The organism is Aquidulcibacter paucihalophilus, from assembly GCA_030285985.1.
Classification (GTDB): domain Bacteria; phylum Pseudomonadota; class Alphaproteobacteria; order Caulobacterales; family Caulobacteraceae; genus Brevundimonas.
In genome coordinates this window covers 990,373-1,003,885 of sequence record CP127384.1, presented here as the reverse complement: position 1 = coordinate 1,003,885, position 13,513 = coordinate 990,373, and the positions used below count along the sequence as shown (strand labels likewise).

Below are 13,513 nucleotides of genomic sequence, written 5' to 3'. Positions count from 1 at the left end.
TTGGCCGATGTGCTCAGGGTCATACTGCTGGTCGCCCTCGCGGCGGCGGCCCTGACCACGGGCGCCCTGGTCCTGAACTGGTGGATGGAGCCGATCCGCCGCATGCGCCGGGCCCTGCTGAAATCGCTCGGCGCCACGCCCGAGGCCGAGGCCCTGTCGCCCGCCGAGGGCCGCGCCGCCGGCCTCGATTTCGATGGTGCCCAGGTCGCCGTGCTCTGGAACCGCGGTGGCTCCGGTCTGGTCTATGCCTTCGAGGAGATCGAGGGCGGTGAAATCATCGTCGACGGCCACGTCGTCGCCCGCGTCCGCCGCGGCGAGGCCCGCAAGGCGCTCGACCTCATGGCCCCCGACGCCGAACAGGTGGTGCTGCGGCTGATGTTCGCCGACGCCCGCCACCCCGAGTTCGAACTCGCCCTCTGGGACGCCACCCTCCCGGTCCAGACCGGCTCCCCCGGCGAGGCCCTCCGCCTCGGCCGCCGCTGGCTCTCCCATCTGGAAGCCCTGCTGAAGGGGTGAGCGGAATCAGGCGGGCGCCCTTCCGCCCCCGCCCCCGGACCGCTAGAACCCCCCATTCCCTGTGACCGAGTACCCTGAGGAGCCCCCGTGGCCCGCCTGTTCGACGCCTACATCATCGCTGACTGGACCGCCGCCGAGGGCAAGAAGCTCGGCGATACGTCCCTGTGGCTCGGCGTGGCCAAACGCGACGTGCGTTTCCGCCTCTATTCCGAGACCCACAATGTCGCGACGCGCGCCGAGGGCGAGGCCCTGCTGGCCTCCCTGCTGGCCGAGCACCGCAAGCGCGGCGACCGCGTGCTGGTCGGCTTCGATTTCAATTTCGGCTTCCCCGCCGGCACGGCCGAACGGCTCAAGCTGACGGGAACGCCCTGGTCGGCGATGTGGAAATTCCTCGCCGCCAACGTGGTCGACAAGCCCGACAACACCAACAACCGCTACCAGGTCGCGGCCAAGATCAACCGGCTGATGACCGACAACGCCTGGCCCATGTGGGGCGCTCCGGCCAATCAGGCCCAGCGCTGGCTGACCACGACCAAGCCCCCCGTGGGCTCGGGCGCGGACATCCCGGAGTATCGCGCGACGCAGGACGCGGTCCGCAAGGGCAAGCTCCAGCCCAAGTCGGTCTGGCAGATGCACGGTGCCGGCGCCGTCGGCGGCCAGACCCTGGTCGGCGTCCCCGCCGTCCGCCGTCTGCTCGAGAAGCTCGGCCCCTCGGGCGCCGTCTGGCCCTTCGGCACCGGCTGGCGCGCCCTGGACGCTGCCGATGTTGAGCCGCTCTCTGCCTTATTGGTCGAGGTCTGGCCCTCCATGTTCGACGCCAAGCCCAATGAGGGCGAGTTCAAGGACCAGGCCCAGGTCCGCGTCACCGCCGAACATTTCGCCGCCCTAGACGAGGCCGGCACCCTCTCCGCTGCCTTCGCCCCGCCCAAGGGCGCCGACGGGGCCCTGATCGCGAAGGTCGAGCAGGAAGAAGGCTGGATTCTGGGGGCGTAAGGCGCCCCCGGCGCCACCCCCACCGCTATCGTCATTCCGGGCGCAGAGACGCGCAGCGGCTCGGAGACCCGGAACCCAGCGGCGCCGCGACGGCGGCGAAACACCGGCCTGTGCGAATGGATCGCCGCCATCGATGCTCCCGACAGCTTCGCGCTCTCGCGCGCCGCTGGGTTCCGGGTCTTCGCTGCGCTCCGCCCGGAATGACGAAAGCAGAAACAACCGCCGTCATCCCCCCGTCACCGCTCGCCCCTATCCCCGGGGCATGATCCGGCTCATCCTGCTGACCCTCGTCCTCCTCACCGCGAGCCCCGCGCTGGCCCAGACCCACCCTCTGATCATCGCCCACCGCGGGGCCTCGGGCGAACGGCCCGAGCACACCCGCGCGGCCTATGATCGGGCCATCGAACAGGGCGCCGACGTTATCGAACCCGATCTGGTCATGACCCGCGACGGCGTCCTGATCGTGCGCCATGAGAACGAGATCGGGGGCACCACCGACGTCGCCGCCCGCCCCGAATTCACCGACCGCCGCGCCAGGAAGACCATCGACGGCGAAACCGTCACCGGCTGGTTCACCGAGGACTTCACCCTCGCCGAGCTGAAGACCCTGGGCGCCCGCGAACGCCTGCCCGAGCTGCGCCCGGCCAACACCGCCTTCGACGGACAGGAGCCGATCCTGACCTTCGACGAGGTGCTGGACATCGCCGCTGCGGCGGGCGTCGGGATCGCGCCCGAGCTGAAACACCCGTCGTATTTCGCCGCCCTCGGCCTGCCGATGGAGGACGTCTTCGTCGCCACGCTCGAACGCCGCGGCCTGACCGGCGCCGACGCCCCTGTGATCGTCCAGTGTTTCGAGGTCGCCCCCCTGCAGCGCCTGCGCGCCCGTATCGCCACGCCCCTGCTGCAGCTGGTCGCCTCCGGCGGCGGCCCGGCCGACCGCCCGGACCTGAGCTACGCCGCCATGGCCACACCCGCCGGCCTCGCCGACATCGCGCGATACGCTGACTGGATCGGCATCGACACGGCCCTGATCGAACCGGCCCCCGCCGCCCCGACCGCTCTGATCGCCGACGCCCACGCCGCCGGCCTCAAGGTCGCCGCCTGGACCTTCCGTGCCGAAAACCAGTTCCTGCCCGGGCCCGACCGCATCGGCACCGAACCTGCGGCTCATGGTCGGCTGCGCGAGCGCCTCGCAAGGTTCGCGACCTACGGACTGGACGCCGCCTTCATGGACCAGCCGGTTCTGGGCCGCTGAAGCCTCCCATCCCGCCCCCGATCCTCGCTCCCCTTCCGACCCCCGAAGCTTCCTTCTCGCCCCTCCGCGAAATATTTCAGCCTGGCGCCCGTCCCGGCCACCGTAAAATAGACCCCGGCGCTCCCCGGAGCGCCGCCGGTCTTTGACAATCCACACCCCCGCGACCGCCCCAGGCGCGGTGAACTCCACAGGTCAGCTGCGCATAGCCCACGCGCAAAGAGGGTCGAGAAGGCAGCTTTTCGCGATTTTTTCCGGGAGAGCTGCGGGCCGCCCTGCGCACCCCCGCCCGCTATCGTCATTCCGGGCGAAGCGCAGCGGAGACCCGGAACCCAGCGGCGCGCGCGAGCGCGAACCTGTCGGGAGCGCGGTGTTACCGGGTCGACTTGCTTGGGACCGCCCGTGTTTCGCCGCCGTCGCGGCGCCGCTGGGTTCCGGGTCTTCGAGCCGCTTCGCGTCTCTTCGCCCGGAATGACGATAGCGGATGTGGTGGGGGCTCGCGCCCTACCCCCCGATCATCCCGAAGTCCGCCACCCGGCCCATGACGCTGCGGACCTGCCCCAGCAGTTTCAACCGGTTGTCCCGCTCCTCGGCGACGTCCGAATTGACCATCACCTTGTCGAAGAAGGCGTCCACCGGCGCCCGCAGCCGCGAAAGCGCGGTCATGGCGGCGGCGAAATCCTCGGTCTCCAGGGCGGCGTCCACGGCCGTCGCGGCGGCGGCGGCGGCGAGCGCCAGGGCGGTCTCCTGCTCCGGCTGTCCCGGCAGGCCGGTCAGGGCCTCGCCGGTCGGCACGGCCCCCTTCTTCTCCTCGGCCTTGAGGATGTTGGACGCCCGCTTGTACCCGGCCAGCAGATTGGCCCCGTCGTCCGTGGCGAGGAAGCCGTCCAGCGCCTCCACCCGCCGCACGATGCGGACGAGGTCGTCGTCGGCCTTGCCGTCGATTGGCGCGAAGACGGCGTCGACGAGGTCGTGACGCTTGCCCTGATCACGGAGGAGAACCTTCAGGCGGTCGGCGAAGAAGCCCGGCAGGTCCATTTTCACGTTGATCGCCTGCGAAGCGAGCTGAGGATCTGAAAGCACTGGCTTTCCGGAGTTCTGCTCAACCCACCTAATAATGAGCTTGGTCAGCGGAAGCCTTACGCCGGCTTCCAGCACCAGCCGGATCACCCCCAGCGCCGCCCGTCGCAGCGCGAACGGATCCTTCGACCCCGTCGGCTTCTCATCGATCGCGAAGAACCCGACCAGCGTGTCCAGCTTGTCGGCCAGCGCCACAGCCACCGTCAGCGGCGCAGTTGGCACCGAGTCCGCCGGTCCCTGCGGCTTGTAGTGATCGCGCACGGCGTCGGCGACGGCGTCCGGGTGGCCAGCGGCGCGGGCGTAGTAGCCGCCCATGACGCCCTGAAGTTCAGGGAACTCACCGACCATGGCGGCCGACAAATCAGCCTTGGCCAGCTTGGCCGCGGCCTCGGCCTGATCCGGATCGGCTCCGACCAGCGGCGCGATCTCACGCGCCAGGGCAGCGATCCGCTCGACCCGCTCGGCCAGCGTCCCCAGTTTGGCGTGGAAGGTCACGCCCTCCAGCTTCTTCGCCCAGACGTCGAAGCCGGTCTTCAGGTCCTCGTCCCAGAAGAAGCGGGCGTCATCCAGACGGGCCGACAGCACGCGGCTGTTGCCGGCGGCCAGCGCCTTGCCGCCATCGGTCGCCTCGACATTGGCCACGACCACGAAATGCGGGGCCAGGCCGTGTTTCGCCGGATCGCGCACCGCAAAGTATTTCTGGTGCACCTTCATCGACAGCCGGACCACCTCGGGCGGCAGGGTGAGGAAGGCCGGGTCCATGTCGCCGAGGATCGGCGTCGGCCATTCGGCCAGCCCCGCCACCTCGTCCAGCAGGCCGTCGTCATCGACGAGGGCGAGGCCCTTGTCGGCACAGACCTTCCGGGCCGCCTCGAGGATCCTCAGCCGCCGGTCGGCCGCGTCCAGCAGGACGAAATCGCTCTCCAGCTTCGCCCGATAGTCCGCGAAATCCTTGACCGCGAAAGCCCGGCCGCAGCCGAGGAAGCGATGCCCCTCGGTCAGGTCGCCGCTCTGAATGCCGTCGATCTCGAACGGCACGACATGGCCGTCGAACAGGGCGACGATCCGCTTCAGCGGCCGCACCCAGCGCAGCGTGCCCGAACCCCAGCGCATCGACTTGGGCCAGGGGAAGCCGCGCACGATCTGGTCGACCATCTCCGGGATCAGGGCCGCCGTCGGCTGGCCCTTGCTGCTGAGCACGGCGAAGAAGACGCCGTCCCGCTCGACCAGCTGGTCCTTGGTCAGGCCGGTCTTCCGCAGGAAGCCCTCCAGCGCCTGTTCCGGCGCATTGGCCCGCGGTCCCTTGACCTCTTCCTCCCGGTCGGGCGTCGCCGCCGGCAGCCCCTCGACCACCAGCGTCAGCCGCCGCGGCCCCGCGAAGGTCGTCAGGGCGTCATACGTCAGCCCGGCGGCCTTCAGCCGCTCGGCGGCCATCCGCTCGAGGTCGCGCGCCGCCCCGCCCTGCATGCGGGCCGGGATCTCTTCGGAGAACAGTTCGATCAGCAGCTGGGCCATCAGACGCGCCCCCTTTCCTGCTCGACCCATTCGGTCGCGCAAGCCTTGCAGAGATCGCGGATCCGCCCGATGTAGCTCTGGCGTTCCGCCACGGCGATCGCCCCGCGCGCGTCCATCAGGTTGAACAGATGGCTGGCCTTCAGCACCTGGTCATAGGCCGGCAGCACCAGCGCCTGATCCTGCGGCCCCTTCATCGCCAGCAAACGGCCGACCTCGCCGACCATGTCCTCGAACCGGCGCTTCAGCCCGTCGACGTCATAGCCGTGGAAATTGGCCTCCGACTGCTGGCGCTCGTTCTCGAGGAAGACCTCGCCATAGGTCAGGCCCTCCTTGGTGAACTTCAGGTCGTAGACGTTGTCGACGCCCTGGACGTACATGGCCAGACGCTCCAGCCCGTAGGTCAGCTCGCCCGAGACCACGTCGACCTCGATCCCGCCCACGCCCTGGAAATAGGTGAACTGGGTCACCTCCATCCCGTCGCACCAGACCTCCCAGCCCAGCCCCCAGGCCCCGACCGTGGGGTTCTCCCAGTCGTCCTCGACGAAGCGGATGTCGTGCAGTTTCGGATCGATCCCGATCGCCGCCAGCGAGCCGAGGTACAGGGCCTGCAGGTCGTCCGGGTTCGGCTTCAGGATCACCTGATACTGGTAATAGTGCTGGAGCCGGTTCGGATTTTCGCCATAGCGGCCATCACCGGGCCGCCGCGACGGCTGGACATAGGCGGCCTTCCACGGACGCGGCCCCAGCGCCCTCAGCACAGTCGCCGGATGCAGCGTCCCCGCCCCGACCTCGATGTCATAGGGCTGCAGGATCGCGCAGCCCTGATCGCCCCAGTATTTGTGGAGCGTCAGGATCAGGTCCTGGAAGGCGAGCGGTTCGGTTGTCACAGAGGCTGTTCGCAGTCGCAAAATGAGAGGCGCGGACCCTAGACGGGCGGCCCTTTGCGGGCAAGGCGAAGGCCCGCCAAACCCTTCCTTAAGCGCCCCCGGGCTATGACCGCCGTATGAAGCAGATCGACCAGATGCGCCGGCGGGCCGCGCGCTATCTCGACATCGACCCGGTGACCATCGCGCCGGCGCGCGGGGTCTTCTCGCTGAGCTTCGACGACTTCCCCGCCAGCGCCTGGACCGAGGCCGGGCCGATCCTCGCCGACCACGGGGTGAAAGCCACCTACTATGTCTGCGGCGGCCTCGCCGACGGGATCAACATGGACCGCGACCAGTTCCAGGTCCCGCACCTGCAGGCGCTGCACGCCGCCGGCCACGAGGTCGGCTGCCACACCTTCGGCCACACCAGCGCCCTGCGCATGGATGCCGAGGCCCTTCGGCTCAGCCTCGACGCCAATGCCGCCTGGGTGGGCGAGCGGCTGGACGGCCACCGCATGACCACCTTCGCCTGGCCCTTCGGCGATGCGACCGTGGGGGCCAAGCGCGTGGTGCGCGAGCGCTTCGCCATGGCCCGCGGCGTCCGCGACGGCGTCAACGCCGGCCGCGAGGACCGGGCCCTGATCAAGTCGATCGGCCTCGAAAGCCGCCGCCTCCCCGGCTACGACCTCGAAGGCCTGATGGCCCAAACCGCCGCCTCGAACGGCTGGCTGACCGCCTATGGCCATGACGTGAGCGACCGGCCCACAGACTACGGCTGCACCCCGGCCGATCTGGACCGGGTGCTGCACGCGGCCAAGGCGGCCGGGCTGGAGATCGCGCCGGTCGGCGCGGCTTGGGCCGCAGTGACCCGCGCCTGACCGCTTACGCCGCTTCGCGCATCATCGCGGCCTTGCGCCCGTCCGCCCATTTGATCAGGGCGGCGCGGGGGAAGGCGACGATCCACGAACGGGCCGTGTACTCGCCGGCCTCGATCAGGGCGGCGCGGGTCGGCGATGAGGTGGCGGCCCGCTGGGTGTGAATCTCACCCGGCCCCTGATGCACCATGAAGGCCCCGTGCTTCAGCAGGTTGAGCCGCAGATAGGCCAGCCGCGGGCTGATCTGCTCCAGCGGCGGATCGTAGAACCAGCTGGAGCCCAGCATGCCGGCCATCTCCGGGCGGCGCTTGCAGATCTCGGCGGCCGTGGCCCATGCGCGGTCCCAGCCGGCCTCGTTGAAATCAGACAGCTCGCGGCTCTCGGTATGGACCTCCAGCCAGGGCTTCCAGGCCTGGGCGGCGGCATAGGCCGGGATCACCGACCAGCCCCAGCCTTCGCGGGCGTGACGCAGCACCTGGCCCGGGCCCATCGGTGAGCTCAGGTCGATCATCTGGGTCCGGGCACCGGGCACGCTGAGCACCAGCGAGATCCGCACGTCCTTGGCCCAGAAGTCGCGGTCATAGGGATCGGCGGCGGCGGTCAGGAAGTCAGCGAGCCGCTGGATCCATTCCGGATAGAGCTCCAGGACGGTGCCCGGCAGGTCGGCGGCCGGAATGCGTGCCGGCATCTCCAGCGCCCACAGCGCGACCAGCGCACGGCGGTGATCGTCCGTCAGCGCAGGGCCGAAGGCTTCGGCCAGGGCCTCTTCGGCCCGGTGGCCGGGCTGGTCGAAATCCCAGTGCGGGGCCGAGGCGGCAGCCGCGGCGGCGGCGGTGTCCTTGAGGGCGTGAAGGCGGGCGCGATCCTCGAGCGGGACCTTGTTGAGCACGGCTTCGAACGCGGCGATCCAGGCGGGCGAGAGCGTTTCCATACCGGCACTCTGCCAGAGACGCGTTTGCCGACGGTTAAGGCGGTGCCCGGCGGCTACCGCAGGGTCGTCGGCCGGACCCACCAGTCGGGCTGGAGGGCCGCAAGTGAGCGCCCGGCGGCTTCGGCGGCGGCGGCCGTATCGAACAGGGCGAAGACCGTGGCCCCCGAGCCCGACATCCGGGTCAGGCGCGCGCCGGGCAGGCCCGCTGTCGTTGCCAGCGCTTCGCCAATCGCGGGGGCCAGGGCCACAGCGGGGGCCTGCAGGTCGTTCCGCTGCTCCGACAGCCAGTCGATGACCGCGGCGGCATCCCGGGCCGAGGGCGATGCCGGCCGGTCCGCCCGGCCCGCGACGCCCTCGTCGAAGGCGCGATAGACGCCCCCGGTCGAGGAGGGCACGCCCGGATTGACCAGCAAGGCCGGCAGAGCCGGCAGGCCGTCCTCAAAGGTCAGGACGTCGCCCCGCCCCTCGGCCCAGGCGGCACGGGCGTGGAGGCACATGGGTCCGTCGGCACCGATGCCGGCGGCGATCTCCGCCAGCGCCGCATCGTCCAGCGGCAAACCCAGCGCATTGCGCGCCAGCTTGAGCGCCGCCCCGGCGTCGGACGACCCGCCGCCCAGGCCGGCGGCCACCGGCAACTGCTTGTCGAGGGTGATGCGAAGTCCCGGTTCCCCGATCCCGGCCGCCGCGCCCAGCGCCCGCACCGCCCGCAGCACCAGATTGTCGCCCTCGCCTTCGAGCGCGCCGGCGAACGGGCCGGTGACCGTCAGCGACAGGCGCTCCGCCGGCTCGACCGTCAGCCGGTCGCCGACGTCGGCGAAGACGACCAGACTGGCCAGCGGGTGATAGCCGTCCGCCTCAAGGGGTCCGACGTGCAGGAACAGATTGATCTTGGCCGGGGCGAGCCGGGCGATCGCGGCCATGGTTCAGGACTGGCCGGCGGCCACCGGCGGCGCGATCGTCAGACCCTTGGCCAGCTTCTGCTCCACCTCGGCGCGGCGTTCGGCGTCCGGATCGAGCGTCAGCACGCGGTTCCACTGCCACTGGGCCTCGCGCGTCCGGCCGACCTGCCAGTAGGCGTCGCCGAGGTGATCGTTGATCTCGGCATTGGCGGGCTCCTTGCTGACGGCACCCTCGAGGGTTTCGACGGCGACGTCGTACTGACCCTGCCGGAACTGGGCCCAGCCAAGCGAATCCTGGATGTTGCCGTTCTCGGGCTCGGCGGCGTGGGCCCGGGCCAGCATCTCGGCCCCCTGCTCGACGCGTCGGCCGCTGTCGACCCACATATAGCCGAGCGTATTCAGGATGGTGGGATTGTCCGGCGCGGCCGAAAGCGCAGCCCAGAGCTCGGCTTCCGCCTCGTCGATCCGGCCGAGCGCTTCCAGTGTGGCACCGCGCAGGAAGCGCAGTTCAGCGGGCTGTCCGACGACATTTACCTGGGGCCGGTTCAGGACGGCCAGGGCGTCCTCCTGGCGGTCCATGGCGATGAGCTGCTGGCTCAGGCGCAGGATGACTTCCATCTGGCCGGGGGCGGCAGTGTCCGCGCGGCGGTAGGCGGCGAGCGCCTCGTCGTACATCTGACCCCGCTGGAAGCTCAGCCCGAGGCCGAACTGCGCACCCGCATACAGGATCGGATTGGCACTGCTCACGCGACTGAACGCCTCGCGGGCCGAGGTCTCATGGCCGAGCGACACCAGGCTCAGCCCCATCCGCAGCGATACCTCGTCATCCTGCCCGAGGCTGTCGGCGAGACGCAGGAAAATGGCAGCGACATCGCGTTCGCGGCGTTCGGCCGACTGGATTGCCGCCAGTTTGATGGCGAAGGCGGCGTTCTCGCGGATCGTCGGCAGGGACGGCGCCGCGGCGCGGTCCAGCACCCGCGAACGGCCCACAAGGGCCTCAGGGTCCGGCGACGAACCGGTCAGCGAAGCCTCATAGATGGCGAGCGCCTCATCGCGCCGTCCGCGGCGCTCCAGGAACCGACCGAAGTCCGCGGAGAACAACTGCGCGCCCAGCATCGAGGCCGTTAGCGCGCGGTACTCCGCCTCGGCCTCCGCATTGCGCCGGCGAATTTCCAGCAGCCTCACCCGTTGATGGCGCAGCACCAGCGAGTCGATGTCGGTGGACGGTGCCGTGACCGGCGCCAGGGCGAGGTCCCAGTCGCCAGCCGCCGCCGCGACCGACGGCAGGATGTATCGCCCGATGGTCTCGAACGGCTCGGCGAAGGGCTGCTGCCGAAGGATGGACAGTCCGGCCGAGGCGTCTCCATTGTTCAGGTCGTCCACGATCACGACCAGCCGCGCGGCCTCCGCCAGCAACGGCGTGTCCTGAACCGAGGGGGCGAGCTCAGCCAGCGTCTCGAGGTCCCCGGCAAACAGGCCCGACCGGAAGGCTTCCTCGCCCACGACAGGCTGCTCCGGGGTCAGGGCCTGGCTCTGGGCCAGCAGATCAGCGCCCATGACGGTGTCGCCCCGGAAGGCGGCCAGTCGTCCGGACAGATAGAGGCCATAGGCGGTCCGGCCCAACTCATCGGCCGGGACCGGCGACCACTCGGCGGGAATGGCAACGGCGACAGGTGAAACCGGGGCCGCCGCCTCATTCTGGATCACGATTGCGGACGCTGCAGGCGGCGGCACCACAATCGGCGCATCCTGCGCCAACACAGGCGAGGCCAGCGCCGTCAGGGCGCAACCGGAGAGCAGAAGGGCGAGGCGGGAAAGGCGCATGAGCGCGACCCTTCCCGGATTATGCGGCGGCGACAAGGCCTCTCGCCCGCCCCAAGAAGTTTTGGCGTCACATATTCGGATAGTTCGGCCCGCCGCCGCCCTCCGGCGTGGTCCAGACGATGTTCTGCGACGGATCCTTGATGTCGCAGGTTTTGCAGTGGACGCAATTCTGGGCGTTGATCTGGAAGCGCGGATTGGACGTGCCGTCCTCGTCGTACAGGACCTCGTAGACGCCCGCCGGGCAGTAAAGCCGCGCCGGCTCGCCATATTCCGGCAGATTGACCCGGATCGGGGTCGAGGGATCCAGCAGCTTCAGGTGGGCGGGCTGTTCCTCGGCGTGGTTGGTGTTCGAGATGAACACCGACGACAGCTTGTCGAAAGACAGCTTCCCGTCCGGCTTCGGATAGGCGATCGCCTGGTGCTTCGCGGCCTTCTGGGTCGAGGCGGCGTCGGTCTTTCCGTGCTTCAGCGTCCAGGGAAGGTTCACGCGGAAGAGGGACGAGAACCACATGTCGAACAAGCCCAGCGCCCCGCCGATCGTCGTGCCGAATTTCGACAGATAGGGTTTGGCGTTCCGGACCTGCTTCAGCTCCTTGTAGACCCAGCTCTTCTCATAGGCGGCCTGGTATTCGACCAGCTGGTCGCCCGCGCGCCCGGCCTGCACCGCGTCATAGGCGGCGTCGGCGGCCAGCATGCCGGTCTTCATGGCATTGTGGCTGCCCTTGATGCGCGGCACGTTCACGAAACCGGCCGAGCAGCCGATCAAGGCACCGCCGGGGAACGACAGCTTCGGCACAGACTGGAAGCCGCCCTCGGTGATGGCACGCGCGCCGTAGGAGATGCGGGTCCCGCCCTCCAGATGCTCGCTGATCGCCGGGTGATGTTTGAAGCGCTGGAACTCGTCGAACGGCGACAGGAACGGGTTCTTGTAGTTCAGGTGCACGACGTAGCCGATGGCCACGTAGCGGTCGCCGAAATGGTACATGAAGCTGCCGCCGCCGGTGAACTCGTCCAGCGGCCAGCCGGTGGTGTGCTGGGCCAGGCCGGGACGGTGCTTCTCGGCCGGGACCTGCCACAACTCCTTGAGGCCAATGCCATATTTCTGCGGCTGGGCGTCGTCGCACAGGTTGTGGCGGGCCATGATGGTCTTGGCCAGCGAGCCGCGCACGCCCTCGGCGATGAAGACGTATTTGCCGTGCAGTTCGATGCCGGGCTGGAAGTCGTCGGTGGGCTTGCCGTGGCGGTCGATGCCGAAGACGCCGGCGACCACACCCTTCACCCGCCCGGACGGCTCGTCCCAGACAACATGGCTGGCGGCCATGCCGGGATAGACCTCGACGCCCATGGCCTCGGCCTGTTCGCCCAGCCAGCGCGCCACATTGCCCAGCGAGGCGATGTAGCAGCCGTGATTGTGCATGATCGGCGGCAGCAGGGGCATGGGCAGGGAGGCCTGGCCCATCGGTCCCAGAATCATGAACCGGTCCTCGGTGACCGGCGTCTCCAGCGGCGCGCCGCGTTCCTTCCAGTCGGGGAAGAGTTCGTTCAGCGCCTTCGGATCGATCACGGCACCCGACAGGATGTGCCCGCCGACCTCGGCCGACTTCTCCAGCACCGCGACGGTGATCTCCTTGCCGTCCTTTTCCGCCCGCTGTTTCAGTCGGATGGCGGCGGACAGGCCGGCGGGGCCGCCGCCGACGATGACGACGTCATACTCCATCACCTCGCGCTCGACCCCGGCAAGGGCCTCGGCGGGCGGCAGTTTGTCGATCACGGCGTCCTGCCAGGCGTTGGTTGCGCCGCCTTCGATGGCGTTCTCGGCCATGGTGGATGTCCTCGCGTTCCGTGGGGTCTTGCTGTTTTCCGTTTATCGGAAGGTGACGCAAGGGTGGTCAAGGACTATCCCTGTGCGCATCCACCCGATGACAACGCCGCACCTCGACACCGCCAGCGCCGAAAGCCTGCTCGCCTTCTGGCGGGACGCGGGCGTCGACGCCTGTTTCGAGGACGCCCCGGTCGACCGGACGCATGTCGTTCCGCCGCCGGCCGTCAAGGCTGTGGCGAAGGCCACGGCCTCGGTGACGCCCATCATTCCGGCCGGCGACGCCCTGTCAGACGCGCGGCGGCTGGCGGCCGGCGCGGATACGCTGGAGGCTCTGGGTCAGGCCATCGCCGGCTTCGAGGGCTGCCCCCTGCGCGGCATGGGCGCGAAACAGGCGGTGTTTTGTCGCGGCAATCCCCAGGCCGAAGTGCTGATCATCGGCGAAGGCCCCGGCGCGGAAGAGGAAGAGCGCGGCCAGCCCTTCATCGGCAAGGCAGGCCAGCTGCTGGACCGGATGCTGGCCGAGGCCGGGCTGGAGGGGCGGGTGTTCATCACCAACACGGTCTTCTGGCGACCGCCCGGCAACCGCACGCCGACGGCGGCGGAGCAGGCGGTGTGCGCGCCCTTTGTCGAGCGCGCCTTCGCCCTGCTCAAGCCCAGGGCGGTCCTGCTGCTTGGCGCGGCCTCGGCCAAGTCGGTGCTGGCGACCGACGAGGGCATCATGCGGATGCGCGGACAATGGCGTGAATGGCGACTGGCGGAGGGTGCCGTTTCGGCCCCGGCCCTGCCGACGCTGCATCCCGCCTTCCTGCTGCGCCAGCCCATCGCCAAGCGCGAGGTCTGGGCCGACCTGCTATCGCTGGCGGCGCGTATCGAGGCGGACGGTTAAGCTCGTTCACCGTTCAGACTCAAAACCGCCCCAAAAAGGGGTGAAATATTGACA

At 69.5% G+C, this 13,513-nt stretch carries 11 protein-coding genes; 5 read left to right on the top strand and 6 right to left on the bottom strand.

Annotated elements, in window-relative coordinates; genetic code table 11:
• Window positions 1-9 precede the first annotated feature (9 nt).
• The 3 genes from KB221_04895 (at window position 10) to KB221_04885 (ending at window position 2,764) form a co-directional block, all read left to right on the top strand.
• The gene (locus KB221_04895) at window positions 10-516 is read left to right on the top strand and encodes a hypothetical protein (GenBank protein WIY70865.1); all 507 of its coding nucleotides are present in this window, start codon (window positions 10-12) and stop codon (window positions 514-516) included.
• An 87-nt stretch (window positions 517-603) separates the two neighbouring features.
• Window positions 604-1,509, top strand: coding sequence for a cobalamin biosynthesis protein CbiG (locus KB221_04890; protein WIY70366.1), 906 nt, complete (start codon window positions 604-606; stop codon window positions 1,507-1,509).
• 262 nt (window positions 1,510-1,771) lie between these two features.
• Window positions 1,772-2,764 (top strand): glycerophosphodiester phosphodiesterase family protein, encoded by a 993-nt coding sequence (locus KB221_04885; protein ID WIY70365.1) that lies wholly within the window; start codon window positions 1,772-1,774, stop codon window positions 2,762-2,764.
• Window positions 2,765-3,265: 501 nt separating this feature from the next.
• Here KB221_04885 and glyS read toward each other — a convergent pair.
• Together glyS and KB221_04875 are read right to left on the bottom strand one after the other, a co-directional pair.
• Window positions 3,266-5,356: a glycine--tRNA ligase subunit beta gene (glyS, locus tag KB221_04880; GenBank protein ID WIY70364.1), complete on the bottom strand. Its 2,091-nt coding sequence runs from the start codon at window positions 5,354-5,356 to the stop codon at window positions 3,266-3,268.
• Window positions 5,356-6,243 (bottom strand): glycine--tRNA ligase subunit alpha, encoded by an 888-nt coding sequence (locus KB221_04875; protein ID WIY70363.1) that lies wholly within the window; start codon window positions 6,241-6,243, stop codon window positions 5,356-5,358. Before KB221_04875 ends, glyS begins: the two co-directional genes overlap by 1 nt.
• Window positions 6,244-6,359: 116 nt before the next feature.
• On the opposite strand from KB221_04875, the gene KB221_04870 reads away from it, so the two are divergent.
• Window positions 6,360-7,100, top strand: a complete 741-nt coding sequence (locus KB221_04870; GenBank protein ID WIY70362.1) for a polysaccharide deacetylase family protein — start codon at window positions 6,360-6,362, stop codon at window positions 7,098-7,100.
• Window positions 7,101-7,104: 4 nt separating this feature from the next.
• On the opposite strand, the gene KB221_04865 is transcribed toward KB221_04870, so the two are convergent.
• The 4 genes from KB221_04865 to KB221_04850 form a co-directional block, all read right to left on the bottom strand.
• Window positions 7,105-8,028 (bottom strand): hypothetical protein, encoded by a 924-nt coding sequence (locus KB221_04865; protein ID WIY70361.1) that lies wholly within the window; start codon window positions 8,026-8,028, stop codon window positions 7,105-7,107.
• 53 nt (window positions 8,029-8,081) lie between these two features.
• A complete protein-coding gene (locus KB221_04860; protein WIY70360.1) occupies window positions 8,082-8,948 on the bottom strand; it encodes a 4-(cytidine 5'-diphospho)-2-C-methyl-D-erythritol kinase in 867 nt (288 codons plus the stop codon).
• Between the two features lie 3 nt (window positions 8,949-8,951).
• The gene (locus KB221_04855; protein WIY70359.1) at window positions 8,952-10,751 is read right to left on the bottom strand and encodes a tetratricopeptide repeat protein; all 1,800 of its coding nucleotides are present in this window, start codon (window positions 10,749-10,751) and stop codon (window positions 8,952-8,954) included.
• A 67-nt stretch (window positions 10,752-10,818) separates the two neighbouring features.
• Window positions 10,819-12,468, bottom strand: a complete 1,650-nt coding sequence (locus tag KB221_04850; protein ID WIY70864.1) for an electron transfer flavoprotein-ubiquinone oxidoreductase — start codon at window positions 12,466-12,468, stop codon at window positions 10,819-10,821.
• 202 nt (window positions 12,469-12,670) lie between these two features.
• Here KB221_04850 and KB221_04845 point away from each other — a divergent pair, with 202 nt between their 5' ends.
• Entirely contained in the window at window positions 12,671-13,459 is a 789-nt protein-coding gene (locus tag KB221_04845; GenBank protein ID WIY70863.1) for a uracil-DNA glycosylase, read from the top strand.
• The last annotated feature ends 54 nt before the right edge of the window (window positions 13,460-13,513 follow it).

Coding starts and splice junctions, on each gene's coding strand:
- KB221_04850 (WIY70864.1), bottom strand. CDS start 12,468: ATGGAGTATGACGTCGTCATCGTCGGCGGCGGCCCCGCCGGCCTGTCC.
- KB221_04855 (WIY70359.1), bottom strand. CDS start 10,751: ATGCGCCTTTCCCGCCTCGCCCTTCTGCTCTCCGGTTGCGCCCTGACG.
- KB221_04865 (WIY70361.1), bottom strand. CDS start 8,028: ATGGAAACGCTCTCGCCCGCCTGGATCGCCGCGTTCGAAGCCGTGCTC.
- KB221_04885 (WIY70365.1), top strand. CDS start 1,772: ATGATCCGGCTCATCCTGCTGACCCTCGTCCTCCTCACCGCGAGCCCC.
- KB221_04870 (WIY70362.1), top strand. CDS start 6,360: ATGAAGCAGATCGACCAGATGCGCCGGCGGGCCGCGCGCTATCTCGAC.
- glyS (WIY70364.1), bottom strand. CDS start 5,356: ATGGCCCAGCTGCTGATCGAACTGTTCTCCGAAGAGATCCCGGCCCGC.
- KB221_04860 (WIY70360.1), bottom strand. CDS start 8,948: ATGGCCGCGATCGCCCGGCTCGCCCCGGCCAAGATCAATCTGTTCCTG.
- KB221_04845 (WIY70863.1), top strand. CDS start 12,671: ATGACAACGCCGCACCTCGACACCGCCAGCGCCGAAAGCCTGCTCGCC.